The organism is Curtobacterium sp. MCLR17_055, from assembly GCF_003234305.1.
GTDB classification, from domain to species: Bacteria; Actinomycetota; Actinomycetes; order Actinomycetales; family Microbacteriaceae; genus Curtobacterium; species Curtobacterium flaccumfaciens.
Map to the genome: position 1 here is coordinate 155,813 of NZ_QKSX01000008.1, position 17,580 is coordinate 173,392.

18 protein-coding genes are annotated in these 17,580 nt (G+C 69.9%); 8 read left to right on the forward strand and 10 right to left on the reverse strand.

Annotated features, from left to right (window positions below; all coding sequences use genetic code 11):
• Window positions 1-22 precede the first annotated feature (22 nt).
• Window positions 23-1,123, forward strand: coding sequence for a DUF1266 domain-containing protein (locus tag DEJ09_RS09115; RefSeq protein WP_111088245.1), 1,101 nt, complete (start codon window positions 23-25; stop codon window positions 1,121-1,123).
• Between the two features lie 30 nt (window positions 1,124-1,153).
• Here the strand turns inward: DEJ09_RS09115 and DEJ09_RS09120 are convergent, their stop codons facing one another.
• From DEJ09_RS09120 to glpX, 7 genes are all read right to left on the reverse strand, one after another.
• On the reverse strand, window positions 1,154-1,729 hold the full coding sequence (locus tag DEJ09_RS09120) for a hypothetical protein (RefSeq protein WP_111088246.1): 576 nt from the start codon (window positions 1,727-1,729) through the stop codon (window positions 1,154-1,156).
• Window positions 1,730-1,908: 179 nt separating this feature from the next.
• On the reverse strand, window positions 1,909-2,475 hold the full coding sequence (locus DEJ09_RS09125) for a PoNe immunity protein domain-containing protein (protein WP_375537954.1): 567 nt from the start codon (window positions 2,473-2,475) through the stop codon (window positions 1,909-1,911).
• 194 nt (window positions 2,476-2,669) lie between these two features.
• Window positions 2,670-3,221 (reverse strand): RNA 2'-phosphotransferase, encoded by a 552-nt coding sequence (locus DEJ09_RS09130; protein ID WP_111088248.1) that lies wholly within the window; start codon window positions 3,219-3,221, stop codon window positions 2,670-2,672.
• A 3-nt stretch (window positions 3,222-3,224) separates the two neighbouring features.
• A complete protein-coding gene (locus DEJ09_RS17945) occupies window positions 3,225-3,725 on the reverse strand; it encodes an SMI1/KNR4 family protein (protein ID WP_146245698.1) in 501 nt (166 codons plus the stop codon).
• A gap of 30 nt (window positions 3,726-3,755) precedes the next feature.
• On the reverse strand, window positions 3,756-4,301 hold the full coding sequence (locus DEJ09_RS09140) for a suppressor of fused domain protein (RefSeq protein ID WP_111088250.1): 546 nt from the start codon (window positions 4,299-4,301) through the stop codon (window positions 3,756-3,758).
• A 444-nt stretch (window positions 4,302-4,745) separates the two neighbouring features.
• Window positions 4,746-5,642, reverse strand: coding sequence for a hypothetical protein (locus DEJ09_RS09145; protein ID WP_111038843.1), 897 nt, complete (start codon window positions 5,640-5,642; stop codon window positions 4,746-4,748).
• Between the two features lie 83 nt (window positions 5,643-5,725).
• A complete protein-coding gene (gene glpX / locus DEJ09_RS09150) occupies window positions 5,726-6,715 on the reverse strand; it encodes a class II fructose-bisphosphatase (RefSeq protein ID WP_017886722.1) in 990 nt (329 codons plus the stop codon).
• Between the two features lie 159 nt (window positions 6,716-6,874).
• On the opposite strand from glpX, the gene fbaA reads away from it, so the two are divergent.
• Together fbaA and DEJ09_RS09160 are read left to right on the forward strand one after the other, a co-directional pair.
• The gene (fbaA, locus tag DEJ09_RS09155; protein WP_017886723.1) at window positions 6,875-7,903 is read left to right on the forward strand and encodes a class II fructose-bisphosphate aldolase; all 1,029 of its coding nucleotides are present in this window, start codon (window positions 6,875-6,877) and stop codon (window positions 7,901-7,903) included.
• A gap of 105 nt (window positions 7,904-8,008) precedes the next feature.
• On the forward strand, window positions 8,009-9,268 hold the full coding sequence (locus DEJ09_RS09160) for a M18 family aminopeptidase (RefSeq protein ID WP_111088251.1): 1,260 nt from the start codon (window positions 8,009-8,011) through the stop codon (window positions 9,266-9,268).
• 463 nt (window positions 9,269-9,731) lie between these two features.
• Here DEJ09_RS09160 and DEJ09_RS09165 read toward each other — a convergent pair whose 3' ends face one another.
• Both DEJ09_RS09165 and DEJ09_RS09170 read right to left on the reverse strand, forming a co-directional pair.
• On the reverse strand, window positions 9,732-10,478 hold the full coding sequence (locus DEJ09_RS09165) for a DUF6264 family protein (protein WP_111088252.1): 747 nt from the start codon (window positions 10,476-10,478) through the stop codon (window positions 9,732-9,734).
• Window positions 10,475-11,539, reverse strand: a complete 1,065-nt coding sequence (locus DEJ09_RS09170) for a 4-hydroxy-3-methylbut-2-enyl diphosphate reductase (protein ID WP_081827167.1) — start codon at window positions 11,537-11,539, stop codon at window positions 10,475-10,477. The genes DEJ09_RS09165 and DEJ09_RS09170 overlap by 4 nt, the downstream gene beginning before the upstream one ends.
• A gap of 126 nt (window positions 11,540-11,665) precedes the next feature.
• Between DEJ09_RS09170 and xseA the strand changes: the two genes are divergently transcribed.
• From xseA to DEJ09_RS09195, 5 genes are all read left to right on the forward strand, one after another.
• Complete coding sequence (gene xseA, locus DEJ09_RS09175; RefSeq protein ID WP_111055645.1) at window positions 11,666-12,901, forward strand: exodeoxyribonuclease VII large subunit; 1,236 nt, start codon at window positions 11,666-11,668, stop codon at window positions 12,899-12,901.
• Between the two features lie 71 nt (window positions 12,902-12,972).
• Window positions 12,973-13,218, forward strand: coding sequence for an exodeoxyribonuclease VII small subunit (locus DEJ09_RS09180; RefSeq protein WP_017886728.1), 246 nt, complete (start codon window positions 12,973-12,975; stop codon window positions 13,216-13,218).
• On the forward strand, window positions 13,215-13,850 hold the full coding sequence (locus DEJ09_RS09185; protein WP_110864396.1) for a DUF4245 domain-containing protein: 636 nt from the start codon (window positions 13,215-13,217) through the stop codon (window positions 13,848-13,850). Before DEJ09_RS09180 ends, DEJ09_RS09185 begins: the two co-directional genes overlap by 4 nt.
• A gap of 56 nt (window positions 13,851-13,906) precedes the next feature.
• Window positions 13,907-14,521 carry a carbonic anhydrase gene (locus DEJ09_RS09190; RefSeq protein WP_027464510.1) on the forward strand — a complete coding sequence of 205 codons (615 nt, stop codon included), beginning with the start codon at window positions 13,907-13,909 and terminating at the stop codon, window positions 14,519-14,521.
• A 126-nt stretch (window positions 14,522-14,647) separates the two neighbouring features.
• A complete protein-coding gene (locus DEJ09_RS09195) occupies window positions 14,648-16,051 on the forward strand; it encodes an aspartate ammonia-lyase (protein WP_111055644.1) in 1,404 nt (467 codons plus the stop codon).
• A 93-nt stretch (window positions 16,052-16,144) separates the two neighbouring features.
• On the opposite strand, the gene DEJ09_RS09200 is transcribed toward DEJ09_RS09195, so the two are convergent.
• Window positions 16,145-17,506, reverse strand: coding sequence for a PhoH family protein (locus DEJ09_RS09200; RefSeq protein ID WP_181433317.1), 1,362 nt, complete (start codon window positions 17,504-17,506; stop codon window positions 16,145-16,147).
• Between the last annotated feature and the right edge of the window lie 74 nt (window positions 17,507-17,580).

Genomic DNA, 17,580 nt, shown 5'->3' on the forward strand with positions numbered 1-17,580 from the left:
CTGCTCGCTACGATCGATCGTCATGGGGGAAGCACTGCAGAACCATCCCGGCGACCGCGAGTTCCCGGTCCGTCCACGCTGGCGACACCGGGCGATGGTCGCCAAGGCGCGGAAGCAGACCGGGCGACGACGGGACCGCGCCGCAGCGTGGATCACCATGGCGATCGCGATCGTGGCGTTCTTCGTCGCCCTCGTCGCCGCCACAGCCGGTCCGTACGACGTCCGGGCGCACTTCGGGTACGGCATCCAGGCGGTGTGGCGCTGCTTCCTGATCGCCGTCGTCGTGTGGTTCGTGCTGACCTTCATCACCTCGCTCCGTGACATCGGGCTGCCGGTGCGGGAACAGCGGCGGTACCGGGAGCGCACCGGCGCCCGCGAGCTGCCCGTCCACCGACTGCAGCAGCTGGCGCTCGCCTCGTTCGGCGACTTCCACGAAGGATGGTGGCCGGCGTCGCTCGCCCCGTACGGTTCGCGGGTGGAGCTCGGCGGCGAGTACCTGCAGGACACCACGTCGTCGCCCTTCGTGACGATCCCCCTGCCCCCGCTGACGTTCCTGCGGCGCGAACTCGACGAAACCTACAAGATCGCCAGCGGGCGGGACGCACAGGCCTTCGCCGTCGACCTGCTCGGTCCGAAGAGCGTGTCGTGGCAGTTCCTCGCGTTGAGCCGATCCGCCGAGGGTGAGACCCGGCTCACCCGGCTGTCCTCACTGCTCGGCACCGACCCGTGGGCAGGCTCGAGCCTGCTCGAACGCCGAGCGGACCGCCCGCCGAAGCTGCTCTGGTCGATGGACGTCAAGAACGCGGTCACCGCCGTCCGAGGTGCGTACGCCGCCGGGCTCCTGAGCGAGGACGACGCGTGGTCGTCGATCGACCTGGTCGCCGATGTCGCCTTCACCCTGTTCGACTCGTGGGACGACTACTTCGACAACCTGCGGGCCGCGTACGCCCTGGTCTACGACGAGCTCAAGACGGTGCAGGAGTTCGATGCCGGGCGGCGTGAGCTCTTCGCCTCGAACTGGCCGGTCACGCGGTTGCCGTGGCCGGGGTCGCCGGGGGCGCTGCTGCCGCGGACCGTCAGCGACCCGCTGTGGGCGGACGAGGACGACGCGTCGGTCTCCTGACCGCGACCGGACCTTCCTCGGGGCGACGGCTCATGCGTCGGAGTACCCGGGGAGCGCGCGGACGGCCTCGGCGTTGCGGTCCCACTCCGCTGCGATCCGCCCGATCGGCCACGCGTCAGACCCGCCGAACAGCCACATGGTCCCCAGGATCACCATGTCCGATGCGAAGGCGGCGAGGTGCCCCGAAACCGGCATGAACTCGTCCATCTCCCGTTCCTCGGCGGACCGGTCGATGTGGTGCCGAAGCGCCTTCCCTTGCATCAACGGCTCTCTCACCGTCCATCCGGCAGTCCGTGCCGCAACCGATGGTGGGTCGGAGTCGCGAGCGGCTGCGAATGCCACCGCCGCGTAGGCACCACGCTGCCTCGTCCATTGGGTGTGGGACACACCCTCGTCAGGGACGCGCAGCGCGCGCGCCGCCGTGCTCACACGGGGAGCATCACCGTAGACCGCGATCAACACGGATCCCCGGATCAGCGCAGCCCCGCCTGGAACCGTGACGAACGACTTCACCCGAGCCACCTTCTCGAAGGCGTTCCGGACCCGCTTCGGAACGTCCATCGAGGACGGATCGAGCGCTGTGCGGAGCACTTCGACGTCGATCACCTCGAACCACCTTCGTTCGTGGAGCGACCAGGAGCCTTCGCAGCGACAGGGCGCTGCTCGACCGCCAGTCGACCGCCTTCACCGAGAGTCTCGCTGGGAGGAGTGCACGCGATTGCCCCGTCGACACTCGTTCGTCTCGTTGCCTCACCTGGGCTGCCCGACCAAAGATCTGTCGAACTTCACAAGAGATCCGCTGGGAGGAAGGGCGACACAACGTCATCGAGGTGCGCATCGATGGCACTGGCCACCGCAGGCAGTTCCATCGCCCAGTACCCGATGAAGCCTTGACCGTACGAGTCACCGGGTCTGACCCGTTCCAGGGACCCCATCCAGCTCATCGACTTCATACGCGTTGGCCAGTCCGTCAGATAGGTCTGGATCGTGCGGTCCGCTTCTTCGGGCCGTTGAAGAACCGCCAGCAGAGGCCGCGCAACCCTGGGCGTCGAAGCCGCAGGGGATCCGCTGGGAAGGGCCAGCCGGTGTGCAGAAGCAAGAGCCGAGAACAACGGATCCGCGCCCTGCCTGATCACGGACTCGAGTATCGTCCGCGCGCTGTCGTCCCGACCACAGCCCGTCGCGATCCCGAGAAGTTGCAAGATGCTGATGTAGTACTCGTTCCCGTCGCTGAGGCGGGGCGAAGGACCGGCATGGGAGAGCGCGGAAGTGACCCAAGCACGGTACGAGGCCGCGACGGACTCGGCTACATCGCCGATCTCATCGACGCTGACACCTGCGGAGTACTGCACGACCAGATGCTTGAGGCCCATGTGCCATTCGCCGCGCAACGCCCTCAGTCGCTTCTCCGCATCCGTTGCTCGGTGCACCGCTGCCCTGCGCCCCTCCCAGTTGGTTGAGGTGACTTGGATGGCACTCCGCCAGTAGCGACCGTTGAACTCACTCGCCCGTTGGCGCAGCCCAGCATTCCGTCGGAACAGCGGCATCAGGATCGGGAGGTTTCCGCCGAGATGTACTGCGCGGGAACGAACAAGGCCAGGGTCACCCGGTCGTGCCCCTCCGAGAACTCCACGCCCTCCAGGTGGGCGCGAGCTGCATCGATTCGCAACAGGACGGGAGCGGTGGACTTGCGCCGCCCAGCCTGCAGAGCCAGCTCGCGATCGGTCGTCAGATGCGCGTACTGGCGCCCCATCGGCAAGAGCCCGTCGCGCATGATCGCCTCAGCCGCAGCGGGGGAAGTTGCATGCCAGAGTGCCGGTTGCGGAACGATCGACGGCTTCACGATGCGCTCGTCCGTCGAGTGCCCGTACTGGGCACGGATCCGGTCGCCTTCGACGACGAAGCGCTGCTTGTCGGATTCGACCACCACACGGTGAACATCGTCCTCGGACGCTGCCACGCCCGCCCGCTGCAAGGCGTCCACGAGGTCTGCGAGCGGGACGCTCCCGTCGGCGTCGAGTTCCAGCCCGTACGCACCCGGTTCGTGCCGCAACGCGTGCGACATCGCCTTGCTGATCGACGTGTCCCTACGAGGCATGTCTCAGTCCTCTTCCTGATCCGCGAGCCACGCTGCTCGATGCTCCTCCATCTCCTCCCACCAGACGTCGAAGGACGTCCACTGCCCCCGGTACTCCGTCCCGGGCGAAGCGAACGTGTGGATGATCAGCACGGGAGGGTTGCCCGAATGGTCGCCACCGTCAAAGCAGAACACATCGTCTGTGTCCTGGTGCTTTGCGAAGGGTACGAGGGAACGGGTCGGATACTGCTCCCCAACGATGTCAACCCAGTCCGTTGCCTGGTTCTCGTACTCAGACGTCCACATGAAGGGATCGATTTCGGGAAGTGGGTCCTGTGCAAGGACACGTTGGAATCGTTCGGGATACTGGAATCCCTCGGGCGCGATCAAACGCGCTTCGATTTGCCGTTCCTCGACGGTTGTGAGCCTACGTTCCCTCACTGTGGCCCTCCGGTGAGCTTCGGGAGATCGTGAGACCCGGCTGGCTTCGCTTTCGACCAGTTCGTACCTCAGCGCACTGTCCAAACCTCGGCCGCTCCGGCTTCCCGAAGTTCATCAGCGCTTGAGGTTCAAGAAATCCCGATCATCGAGTTTCCCGAGCTCCGAATCGCGCTCAGTCTCTGGTGTGCGCGTGAGCGTCTCGAGCTCTTCGTCAGTCAGCGGGAGCATCGAGACGAACGTGGTCTGCACTTCACGGCCATCACGACGCGTCGCTGACTCTGCCGGGAGCCACGGGTTGACATCGGCGATCAAGCCCGAGATGCGCGTTCCGATGAGAAGCGGTTCGCTGTTCCCGACCAGATCGCCGTAGCTGAACCCGCGCCCGCGTTCAAGGGCGACTTCCAACGCGGTCTGCAGCAGAATGAGCGCGCCTTCCCAGTGGTCAGCTTGCACTGTCACGAGGAGTTCTTGGGGAAACATGCTTGCGATCGGACGCTCAGCCAATCCCGCGGACATCACCACGACGAACGGTTCCTTGGGGCCGGAGATCGCCAGAAGGTCGATCCCATCGACCTCGCCGACCTGCTGCGCAGCACCGACGTCGGCTCCGAGGAACGAGGCAATCCATCCTACGTCTTGCACAACACGTGGCAGGGTCATGCACGCTCCTTCTTGGCCGCTGCGTCAAGGGTCTTGATCAGGGGCTTCGGCGCCAGGAATGCTCGCGCGAACCCTTGAGCGGTGAAGCCGTCTGCACCAACCTTGCGGGCTTTGGCTCCGGCACTCAACATCGCATTTGCACCCGACACCGCGTCGCCCACAGCGAGCGGGTGCGGGTTGGGTCGATTTGGTCGCACAGGAAGAGCACGTCGGACGAGGAGACGAAGCAGGGTCTCCCCATCTACCGTCGAGTTAAGCACGGCCGGATCGGCTCGAACCGCCGCTTGAAGATCGGCGAGTGACCCGCGCGCAGCGGCCTCAAACACGACTGATCCATCCCCCTCGTCCTCATCGACCGCCCGATCTCGGTGCAGCGCGGTGCGCGAGTGTGACCATATCAGGGGGCAGCGACGGGGACGAGTGCCACCGACCGGGGTCGACCCGTCAGAGGGCCGCGCGGACCGACTCGAGATCCGGGAAACCGCGGAGCCGGTAGCGCGTCGGGCGGACCTCGAGTTCCTCGATCAACCCGGAGGCCAGCTCCCGCAGCCGACCGAACGGCACGGGCTGCGTCTGCCCGTCGAGGGTCACGAGCACGATCGTGTCGACCGCGGCGACGACGGTCTCGACGTCCTCGGTCCACGACGAGTACGAGAAGGCCGGGTCGTCCTCGGCGAGCCGGGCGACCGAGACCGCACCGACGTGGACGTCCTCGCCCCGCCGGTCGAACGACTCCTGCAGGGCGTCCTGCTGCAGGTTCGCGGCGGTCGCCGTCCAGAGCGCGCGGATCGTTCGGAGCTCGCCGTCGAGTGACGGGTGCTCGAACCGGACCCACCCGTCACCGCGCAGCACCATGGGCGGTCCACTCAGGACCTCGCCCTCGTCGTCGGCCAGGATCTGCTGGGCGACACCGGCCGCGACCTGGAGCCCGTCCTCGTCCTGGTCGCCGGTGACGATGAACGTCGTCGGCGCAACCGGGAAGACCACTGCGCTGCCGCGGAACTCGATCCCCTGGAACGCCTGCGGTGCGAGCACGAGCACCACGGCGAGGTCGGGGTCCTGGATGACGATCGTGCCGGGCTGGATCACCGCCACGTCGCCTCCGGCCTGCTCCTGCGCGGCGGCGACGGCTGCACGCAGGACGTCGTCGTCCGCCCAGCCCATCTCGGCGAGCGCCGGCGCGGTGAGGATCGCGCCGTCCTCGTCCGCCAGGATCACGCCGAGGTCGGGCGCCACCGGCACGACGTGCGGCAGCCGGTCGGCCGTGCCGTCCGCCTCCGCGTGCAGCGTGCGGATGCCCGCGGTGTCCAGTCCGACGATCCGTGCCGTTGTCGCAGTCATGCGTCGAGCCTACGCAAGGGCTCGTACAACGGGGCGCCGCCGGAAGACCGGCGACGCCCCGAAGCGGCGGACGATCGTCCGGCCTAGAACCACTTCTCCGCACGGTGGTCCGCCTGGATGCGGCGGATCGTGTTCGAGCGCGAGCGGAGCACGAGCGAGTCGGTGTGGATGACGCCGCGCGAACGACGGACACCGTCGACCAGGACGCCGTCGGTGACGCCGGTGGCGACGAAGAACGTGTTGTCACCCGTGACCAGGTCGTCCTGGTCGAGGACCTTGTCCAGGTCGTGGCCGGCGGCGATGGCGCGCTCGCGCTCCTCGTCGTCCTTCGGCTGGAGCTTGCCGAGGATCACGCCGCCGAGCGCCTTGATCGCGCACGCCGTGATGATGCCCTCGGGGGTGCCGCCGACACCGACGCACATGTCGATGGTCGAGCCGGGCAGGGCGGCGGCGATGCCACCGGCGACGTCACCGTCGAGCAGCAGTCGCGTGCCGGCACCGGTCGCGCGGATGGCGCGGATCAGCTCGTCGTGGCGCGGGCGGTCGAGCACGGCGACGACCATGTCCTCGAGGTCCTTGCCCTTGGCCTTCGCCAGCGCGCGGATGTTGTCACCGATCGGCTTCTCGAGGTCCAGGACACCGCGGCCCTCGGGGCCGGCGGCGATCTTGTCCATGTAGAAGACGGCGGAGGGGTCGTACATCGAGCCACGGTCCGAGACGGCCATGACGGAGATGGCGTTCTGGCGGCCTGCGGCGGTGAGCGAGGTGCCGTCGATCGGGTCGACCGCGATGTCGCAGGCCGGGCCGTGACCGTTGCCGACGTGCTCGCCGTTGTAGAGCATCGGGGCGTTGTCCTTCTCGCCCTCACCGATGACGACGACGCCGTCGAAGTTCACCGTGCCGAGGAACTTGCGCATCGCGTCGACCGCGGCGCCGTCGGCGAGGTTCTTCTCACCACGCCCAACCCACGGCTGCGCACGGATCGCGGCGGCCTCCGTCGCACGCACGAGCTCGAGCGCGAGGTTGCGGTCGGGCTGGAGGAACAGGGAGCCGGTCTCAGTCGTGGGAGTCACGACCCGAGCCTACCGACCGGCGGCCGACCGACGGTCCGGACACCGGGCCCGTGCACGCATGTGCACGCCGGACGTGAGCCGACCGCGTAACCCGGACCGCGCCTCCAGTCCGGCTGACTACGATCGGCGGGGACATCACCGAAGTCGAAGGAGATCCACGTGCCCATCGCAACGCCGGAACAGTACGCCGAGATGATCGAACGCGCGAAGGCGGGCAAGTTCGCGTACCCCGCGGTCAACGTCTCCTCCTCGCAGACCATCAACGCGGTCCTCCAGGGCCTGCAGGAAGCCGGTTCCGACGGCATCCTCCAGGTCACGACGGGCGGTGCCGACTACTTCGCCGGCCACACCATCAAGAACCGCGCAGCTGGTGCCCTCGCGATGGCGAAGTTCGCCCACGAGGTCGCCAAGAACTACGACATCACGGTCGCGCTGCACACCGACCACTGCCCGAAGGACGCCCTCGACGGCTTCGTCCTGCCGCTCATCGCGGCGAGCGAGGAAGAGGTCCGGCAGGGTCGAAACCCGATCTTCCAGTCGCACATGTGGGACGGTTCGGCCGTGCCGCTCGACGAGAACATCGAGATCGCGAAGACCATGATCGAGAAGACGCGGAACATCAACGCGATCCTCGAGGTCGAGATCGGCGTCGTCGGCGGCGAAGAGGACGGCGTCCAGCACGAGGGCACGAACGACGCGCTCTACACGACCCCGAACGACGTCGAGAAGGTCGTCGACGCGCTCGGCCTGGGCGACAAGGGCCGCTGGATCGCGGCGCTCACCTTCGGCAACGTGCACGGCGTCTACAAGCCGGGCAACGTCAAGCTCCGCCCCGAGCTCCTCGGCGAGATCCAGGCGTCCGTCGCGGCGAAGCACGGCACCGGCGAGAACCCCCTCGACCTCGTCTTCCACGGCGGCTCCGGCTCGACCGACGACGAGATCCACGAGGCCGTCCGCAACGGCGTCATCAAGATGAACATCGACACGGACACGCAGTACGCGTTCACCCGCTCGATCGCGGACTCGATGTTCCGCAACTACGAGGGTGTCCTGAAAATCGACGGCGAGGTCGGCAACAAGAAGCAGTACGACCCCCGCGCCTGGGGCAAGGTCGCCGAGACCGCCATGGCGGCTCGCGTCGTCGAGGCCGCGAAGGTCCTCGGCTCGGCCGGTCACGCCAAGGGCTGAGCAGGTCCGTCCGGTCGGGTCCACCGGCCTGGAGGAACGGGGTGCGTCCGACGGACGCGCCCCGTTCTGCGTCGGGTCGCCTCCACCCCGTGCCACGATGGGCGGGTGACCGTCGACGCCATCGCCTCCGAGTTCGCCCAGTTCGTCACCGAGTCGCCCACCGCGTTCCACGCGGCGGCGGCGACCCGTGACCGTCTCGTCGCAGCCGGGTTCACCGAGCTGTCCGAGCTCGACGCCTGGCCGACCGAACCCGGTGCGTACGTGGTGGTCCGCGACGGCGCCGTCATCGCGTGGCGCCTGCCCGACGGTGCCGTCCCGACGACGCCGTTCCGGATCCTCGGCGCCCACACCGACTCCCCCGGCTTCCGCGTGAAGCCGAACCCCGGCGTGCGCACCGGGGGCTGGGAGCAGCTCAACGTCGAGGTCTACGGCGGGGCGCTCCTGTCGACCTGGTTCGACCGTGACCTGCGGATCGCCGGCCGGGTCGTCGACGCCGACGGCAGCGTGCGGCTCGTCAGCACCGATGCCGTCGCCCGCATCCCCAACCTGGCCATCCACCTCGACCGCGGGGTGAACGACGGCAAGGAGATCGACCGCCAGCGCCACACCCTGCCGATCGTCGGGGTCGACGGCGACGCCGGTGGGACCTCTGTCGTGGAGTGGCTGCTCGCCCGGCTCGGCGAGGGCGCGGTGTCGTGGGACCTGTTCCTCGCCGACACCCAGGCGCCGGCCCGGATCGGCATCGAGCGGGAGTTCCTGGCGTCCGGCCGGATGGACAACCTGACGAGCGTGCACGCCGGACTCCGGGGCATCGTGGACGCTCCCGCCGACGGTGACCACATCCCGGTGTTCGCGGCGTTCGACCACGAGGAGATCGGGTCGTCGACGCCGTCCGGTGCCGGTGGTCCGTTCCTCGAGGACGTCCTCGGCCGTGTGCAGGAAGGACTCGGCGCCACCCGCTCCGAAGCCGCCCGGGCGTTCCGTGGGTCGTGGCTGCTGTCGAGCGACGCCGGGCACCTGGTGCACCCCAACCAGCCGGAGAAGCACGACCCGACGAACCGTCCGCGCCCCGGGGCCGGTCCGCTGCTGAAGATCAGCGCGAACCAGCGCTACATGACCGAGGCGAAGGGCGAGGCCGTCTGGGCCGCCGCCTGCGAGACCGCCGGTGTGCCGTGGCAGCCGTTCGTCAACGTGAACACGATCCCCGGCGGCTCGACCATCGGCCCGATCGCGGCGACCCGGCTCGGGATCCCGACGATCGACATCGGCGTCGGACTGCTGTCGATGCACTCGATCCGGGAGCTCGTGCACGTCGACGACCTGGCTGCCCTGCACGGAGCGGTCGCGGCGTTCCTGGCCGGCTGACCTCCGGCTGGTGTCGGCTGGCTGAGGTGGTCACGACTCCCCGCGCGCGCAGGGCCGAAGGGTCTCGAACTGTCGCTCGCGCCGGTGCCAGACGACACTTCGTGACCACTCGACGGCGGGTCCGCGGCGTGTTGCGACCACTCGGCGGTGGCTGCTGCGCTCGCCCGCGAGGCTGACGAAGCTCGCCGGAGGGACACCGGCACGCGACTGGCCGACGGACGGGTTGCCGAGAGGTCACGACTCCCCGCGCTCGTGTCGCCGAGGGGTCACGAAGTGTCGGTTCCGCCGGTGCCAGACGACACTTCGTGCCCACTCGGCGGCGGGGCCGCGGCGTGTTGCGACCACTCGGCGCGCGGAGGCCGGCGCCGCGAGCAGCCCGGCGGTCAGGCGGTCAGGCGGTCAGGCGGTCAGGCGGTCAGGCGGTCAGGCGGTCAGGCGGTCAGGCGGTCAGGCGGTCAGGCGGTCAGGCGCCGGACTGTCGCAGCATGAAGTCGACGAAGGCCTGGTCCTGCATGACCACGACGACGAATGCGATCGTGCTGATCGCCGTGGCGACGACGGCTCCGACCAGCGGCACCCAGAACGTCCGCTTCCGTGCGCGGAGCCGACGGATGGACCACCAGGCGACCAGGGCGAAGACGATCACGTTGGTGATCGCGGCGATGGCGGCCGCCGTGCTCAGGGCGCTCGGGTCGTTCAGCGCCGTGTACTGGGTCTCGAGGGTGCGCCGCACGGTGGAGGCGACGTCGCCCACGGACAGGGACTGCACCACGGAGACCAGTCCGAAGGCGAGCAGCCCGACGGTGAGCACGAAGTCCGCCGGTGTGCGACCGAACCGGCTGCGGGCCATCGACCGCTGCGCCCCGGCAGGGACTGCACCGGAGCGAGCGTCCGCACCGGCGCGGTCGCCGCGGACGCCGTCGCTCGGAGCAGCGTCGCGCACGCTGGTGGCGGGGGCCTGGTCCTGCCGCTCCCGTGCCTGACGCTCCCGCTCCTGGCGTTCCTGCTCGACGAGGACCGGGTTCACCCAGCCCTCTGGCGCGTACTCGCCGTACCCGGGGGCGGGACGGCCCTGGGGCCGACCGTTCGCGGGACCGGCGGCCGACGTCGCGGACGCACCCCGGGCCTCCTGGCCGGTACCAGCGCCGGCGTCGCCGTGGTTCGCCGGGTCGCGACGCGGGACCGAGGACCAGCCGTCCGAGCCGCTCATGCCCGACGCCCGCCGAGCGCGCGCGTCGGGTTGCCCGAGGCGTCGGTGCGGAGCTCCTTGGGGAGCGAGAACATCAGGTCCTCGTGTGCGGTGACGACCTCTTCGACGGCGGCGTAGCCGGCGTCGGCGAGCTGTTCGAGCACCTCGGCCACGAGTTCTTCCGGCACGGACGCACCGCTGGTCACGCCGACCGTCTCGACACCGTCGAGCCACTCCTGCTGGATCTCCTCCGCGTAGTCGACGCGGTGGGCGGCACGGGCACCGTGCTCGAGCGCGACCTCGACGAGGCGGACGCTGTTCGACGAGTTCGCGGAGCCGACCACGATCACCAGGTCGGCGCCGGGCGCGACCTTCTTGATCGCGACCTGGCGGTTCTGGGTGGCGTAGCAGATGTCGTCCGACGGGGGGTCCTGGATGGCCGGGAACTTCTCGCGCAGCAGCCGCACGGTCTCCATCGTCTCGTCGACGCTGAGCGTGGTCTGCGACAGCCAGACGAGGTTGTCCGGATCGGGGACCGACAGCGCGGCGACGTCGTCGGGACCGTTCACCAGGATCGTGCGGTCCGGGGCGTGCCCCATCGTTCCCTCGACCTCTTCGTGGCCGGCGTGGCCGATCAGGATGATGGTGCGCTCGGCCTTGGCGAACCGGGTGGCTTCGCGGTGGACCTTGGTGACGAGGGGGCAGGTGGCGTCGATGGCGTGCAGGTCGCGCTCGGCGGCACCCGCGACGACGGCCGGCGACACCCCGTGCGCGCTGAAGACGACGTGCGAGCCCCGGGGGACCTCGGCCACGTCGTCGACGAAGACGGCACCGCGCTGCTCGAGCGTCGACACCACGTGCACGTTGTGGACGATCTGCTTGCGGACGTAGACGGGCTCGCCGTACTGCTCCAACGCCTTCTCGACCGCGACGACCGCGCGGTCCACCCCGGCGCAGTAACCGCGGGGGGCTGCGAGCAGCACCTTCTTGGGTCCGGCGACCGGTTCGTCACGCAGTCGACCCCGTGCCGCGTGCACACGCGGCGGGGCGAGCGGGACCGTGTGGCCGTTGGTGATCGTCACGTCCCCGATGATAGGTGAGCGGCACGCACGCGACCTGGGCGCGCGGGGTGCCTGTGGAGAACACGACGTCCGTCGCCTGTCACCGGTCTCGGGCACGATGGACGTCCCAGCAGGACGAGGAGCGACATGGCGATCGAACAGGGCCCGCCGACGGCCGACAACCCGTGGCCGGTGGCGCTCCTCGGCGCGAAGCTCCGCGACTGGATCGACCGGCTCGGCACCGCGTGGGTCGAGGGCGAGATCACGCAGTGGAACGTCGCCGGCGGCAACGTGTACGGCAAGCTCAAGGACGTCGAGGTCGACGCCACCGTGTCGTTCTCCATCTGGTCGAGCGTGCGCTCCCGGGTGCCGGCGGACATCAAGCAGGGCGACCGGGTCGTCGCCGCCCTCAAGCCGAACTACTGGGTCAAGGGCGGCTCGCTGACGATGCAGGTCGTCGAGATGAAGCACGTCGGGCTCGGTGACCTGCTCGAACGCCTCGAGCGCCTCCGTCGCACCCTCGCCGAGGAGGGGCTGTTCGACCCGTCCCGGAAGCAGCGTCTGCCGTTCCTGCCGCACCGCATCGGCCTGATCACCGGCAAGGACTCCGACGCCGAGAAGGACGTCAAGCGGAACGCGCAGCTGCGGTGGCCCCAGGTGGAGTTCCGCACCGTGCACACCGCGGTGCAGGGCGAACGGACCGTGGGCGAGGTCACGGCGGCGATCCTCGAGCTCGACGCCGACCCCGAGGTCGACGTCATCATCATCGCCCGCGGCGGCGGCGACTTCCAGAACCTGCTCGGCTTCAGCGACGAAGGACTCGTCCGTGCAGCGGCCGCGGCGTCGACCCCGATCGTCTCGGCGATCGGCCACGAGGCCGACCGCCCGATCCTCGACGAGGTCGCCGACCTCCGTGCCTCGACCCCGACGGACGCCGCCAAGCGGGTCGTGCCCGACGTCGCCGAGGAGCTGGCCAACGTGCGGGCAGCCCGCGCCCGGCTCGGGCTCCGGCTCTCGCACACTCTTTCGGTCGAGGCCGACCGGCTCGCCGCGCTGCGGTCGCGCCCGGCTCTGGCGTCGACCGCGTGGCTCGTCGACACCCGTGCGGAAGAGGTCGCCCGCGACCTGTCCCGCGCCCGCGAACTGCTCGACCGCCGGCTGGAGCGCGGGCACTCCGAGGTCGGGCACCTGACCGCCCGGCTCCGGGCACTCTCGCCGCGCGACACCCTGCGCCGCGGGTACGCCATCGTGCAGCGCGCCGACGGCGGTGTGGTCCGCGGCACCGACGACCTGTCCGGAGCGACGCCGGTGCACGTCACGCTCGGTGCCGGCACGGCCACGGGCACGCTCGAGCCGGACGGCCCCGGCCCGGACGGCTCCTGACCACCACGGGTGTTCTCCACAGCCTGGGTCCGGGCGACGGATCGTCGGTGGACGCTCGGTAGGATCGACCCGTGCCATCCCAGCAGGAACCCGAGCAGACCGACGTCCAGTCGCTGAGCTACGAAGCGGCCCGCGACGAACTCGTGCGCGTCGTGAGCGAGCTCGAACAGGGCTCCGCGACCCTCGAGCGTTCGCTGGCGCTCTGGGAGCGGGGCGAAGCCCTCGCCGCCCGGTGCGAAGAGTGGCTCGTCGGCGCCCGCGCTCGGCTCGACGCGGCCCGTGCCGCCAGCGACGCCCAGGACGGCTCCGGCCGATGACCGACGCCGACGGCCGCCCGATCGTCGCCGAGCTCGGTCGCCCCGAGACGGCAGAGGAGACGTGGGCCCGCAAGGACGCCGCCCGGACAGCCCGCCGGCAGCACCAGACCGCGTTCAACCTGGTCATCGCGCTCATCGCCTCGCTCGGCATCGTGCTGTTCCTGGTGGCGGTCGTCGTCCGGCCCGACACCACGGTGGACCGCACCGTCGACTACCAGCAGATCGCGGCGAAGGCGAACGTCGACGACGTCACCCTGGTGGCGCCGCCGCTGCCCGACGGCTACAGCGCCAACCGCGCGGACTTCGCCAGCAAGACCACCGACGGCGTGGACGTCTGGACCGTCGGCTTCGTGACGCCGGACAAGCAGTACCTCGGTCTGCAGCAGGGCATCGACGCCAACGCCTCGTGGGTGTCGAACCAGCTCGACCAGCGCCCGTCCACCGGTGACCGCACCATCGGCGACACGGAGTGGACCGTCTACGACCGCCGCGCCGAGGGCACCGATGCCGGCAACCACGCGTACTCGCTCGTCTCGACGTTCGGCAAGAACACGATCGTGCTCTCCGGCACCGCCGACGACAAGGCGTTCCGGACCGTCGCGACCGCCGTCTCCCGAGAACTGACCGAGTAGACGACGGGCACCGCCCCGCCAGTCACCACCCCGTCCCACCCGAACCGAGGAGCCCCATGCCCGACCGCGCCGCCTCCACCCCGTCCGACGCCCTGCGCCTGCTGGTCGACGGCAACGCCCGCTTCGCCGCCGACAAGCGCCGGATGGGCCGCGTGGACCCGGACCGCCGCACCGAGCTCGAAGGATCGCAGTCGCCGTTCGCGACCGTCCTCGGCTGCTCGGACTCGCGGGTGCCGTTCGAGCACGTCTTCGACGCCGGCATCGGTGACCTGTTCGCCATCCGCAACGCCGGCCAGATCGTCGACGACGTCGTGCTCGGCTCGATCGAGTTCGCGGTCGTCGCCCTGGGCACACCGCTGGTCGTCGTGCTCCGGCACACCCGGTGCGGTGCGGTCGCTGCAGCACGCTCCGGTGAGCCCGTCCCCGCTCCGCACCTGCAGGCCCTCGTCGACGCGATCGCCCCGAGCGTCGAGAAGGTCCGACTCACCGACGCCGAGCTCCCGCAGGAAGCCGTCGGCGCCGCGCACCTCGAAGCCACCCTCCGCCAGGTGATCGAGCGCTCCGGCGCGGTCTCCGACGCCGTGGCCGAGGGTAGATTGGCCGTCGTCGGGGCGACGTACGACCTCGCCACCGGAGAAGTCACCATCGACACCGTCGTCGGCCAGGTCTGACCGACCCGACGACGACCGAGCCAGACGAAGACCGACCCCGACGACGACCGCCCCGGCGACCCCGGGGCGCAGGCACGGGCCGGCGCGACCGCGACCGGCGAGCACCCCAGGAAGGACCACGACGACGTGACCGACACCACCCCGACCGAGTTCCGCATCGAGCACGACACCATGGGCGAGGTACGGGTGCCGAAGTCGGCGCTCTACCGTGCCCAGACCCAGCGCGCCGTCGAGAACTTCCCCATCTCGGGCACCGGGCTCGAGTCGGCGCAGATCGTGGCGCTCGCACGGATCAAGCGTGCGGCGGCCATCGTGAACGGTGAACTCGGCATCGTCGAACCCGCCGTCGCCGACGCCATCGCCGGCGCGGCCGACCTGATCATCGGCGGGCAGCACCACGACCAGTTCCCGGTCGACGTCTACCAGACCGGCAGCGGCACGTCGTCGAACATGAACATGAACGAGGTGCTCGCGACACTGGCGTCCGACATCGCGGGTTCGGCGGTCCACCCGAACGACCACGTCAACGCCTCGCAGTCGTCGAACGACGTCTTCCCCACCTCCGTGCACGTCGCCGTGACCGAGGCACTGCTCCGCACGCTCGTGCCCGCCCTCGAACACCTCGCCGAGTCCCTCGAAGCGAAGGCCACGCTCTGGGCCGACGCCGTGAAGTCCGGCCGGACGCACCTGATGGACGCCACGCCCGTCACCCTCGGGCAGGAGTTCGGCGGCTACGCACGCCAGATCCGCCTGGGCATCGAACGGGTGCAGGCGACGCTCCCCCGCGTCGCCGAGGTCCCGCTCGGCGGCACCGCGGTCGGCACGGGCATCAACACGCCCAAGGGGTTCCCGCAGCGGGTCATCGCCCAGCTCGCGAGCGACACCGACCTGCCGATCACCGAGGCCGTCGACCACTTCGAGGCGCAGGGCGCGCGTGACGCCCTGGTCGAGGCCTCCGGTGCGCTCAAGGTGCTCGCCGTCAGCCTGACGAAGATCAACAACGACCTGCGCTGGATGGGCTCCGGTCCGAACACCGGCCTGGGCGAGCTGCACATCCCCGACCTGCAGCCCGGCTCCTCGATCATGCCGGGCAAGGTGAACCCGGTGATCCCCGAGGCCACCCTGATGGTCGGCGCCCGGGTCATCGGCAACGACGCCACCATCGCCTGGGCCGGTGCCTCGGGTGCGTTCGAGCTCAACGTCGCCATCCCGGTGATGGGCACGGCGCTGCTCGAGTCGATCCGCCTGCTGGCGAACAGCTCGCGGGTGCTCGCGGACAAGACCATCGACGGGCTGCAGGCGAACCTCGAGCGTGCCCGCGCCTTCGCGGAGTCCTCACCGTCGATCGTCACCCCGCTCAACCGGGTCATCGGCTACGAGGCTGCGGCGAAGGTCGCGAAGTACGCCGTCGCCGAGGGCATCACCGTGCGCGAAGCCGTCGTGGCCCTCGGCCACGTCGAGCGCGGCGAGGTCACCGAGGCGCAGCTCGACGAGGCGCTCGACGTCCTGAGCATGACCCACCCGAACTAGCGCGACCCTCCTGACGCACCCCCAGGACGGACGGGAGGCCCGGTGCCAGCTGGCACCGGGCCTCCCGTCCGTCCGATGGCGGCTCGACGCGCGCTACACCAGGTCAGGCGAGTCCAGCAGGTCGGTGACCAAGGCCGCGATCGCGGAGCGCTCGGACCGCGTCAGCGTGACGTGCGCGAACAGCGGGTGCCCCTTGAGCCGCTCGATGACCGACGCGATCCCGTCGTGCCGGCCGACCCGCAGGTTGTCGCGCTGCGCGACGTCGTGGGTGAGCACGACCCGCGAGTTCTGGCCGATGCGCGAGAGCATCGTGAGCAGCACGTTCCGTTCGAGCGACTGCGCCTCGTCGACGATCACGAAGGCGTCGTGCAGGGAGCGGCCGCGGATGTGGGTCAGGGGCAGCACCTCGATCAGGCCGCGCTCGATCACCTCGTCGAGGACGTTGTCCGACACCACCGAGCCGAGGGTGTCGTAGACGGCCTGCGCCCACGGGTTCATCTTCTCGCCGGCGTCGCCGGGCAGGAAGCCGAGGTCCTGCCCGCCCACGGCGTACAGCGGCCGGAACACCATGATCTTCTTGTGCTGCTGCCGTTCGAGCACGGCTTCGAGTCCGGCGCACAGGGCGAGCGCCGACTTGCCGGTGCCGGCGCTGCCGCCGAGCGAGACGATGCCGATCTCGGAGTCGAGCAGCGCGTCGATGGCGAGCCGCTGCTCGGCCGAGCGCCCGCGGAGGCCGAAGACCTCGCGGTCGCCGCGCACCAGTGCGACGGCGCCGGCGACGTGCACGCGGCCGAGGGCCGATCCGCGTTCGGAGTGGATGACGACGCCGGTGTTCACCGGGACGCCGTCGAGCTTCGAGGACCGGATCTCCTCCTTCTCGTACAGGTCGGACATCTGCTCGCCGGACACCTGCAGGTCGGCGATGCCGGTGTAGCCCGAGTCGACCGCGAGTTCGGCGCGGTACTCCTCCGCCGCCATGCCGATCGAGGACGCCTTGACCCGGAGCGGCAGGTCCTTCGACACGACCACGACGTCGAGTCCGTCGTTCTTGAGGTTCGACGCGACGGCGAGGATGCGGGAGTCGTTGTCGCCGAGCTGCAGGCCCGACGGCAGGACGGACTGGTTGGAGTGGTTCAGTTCGACGCGGAACGAGCCGCCGTCGCCGATCGCGATCGGGAAGTCGAGCCGCTCGTGCTCGATGCGCAGTTCGTCGAGCAGCCGGAGGGCCTGCCGGGCGAAGTACCCGATCTCCGGGTCGTTGCGCTTCGCCTCGAGTTCGCTGACGACCACCACCGGCAGGACCACGGCGTGCTCGGCGAAGCGGAACAAGGCCCGCGGATCGCTGAGGAGCACCGATGTGTCGAGCACGTACGTGCGCTGGGCGACCGATGTGGACGAGTCCGCGGTGTGCTGCTGCTGTGCTCCGCGAGAGACGTTCTGAGAGGTCACGACCACTCCATCCCCGGGCCGCGACGGGCCCGGTCCTGTCCTCGAACGCGGCCACGGAGCGGGTCCCGAAGCACCGACTG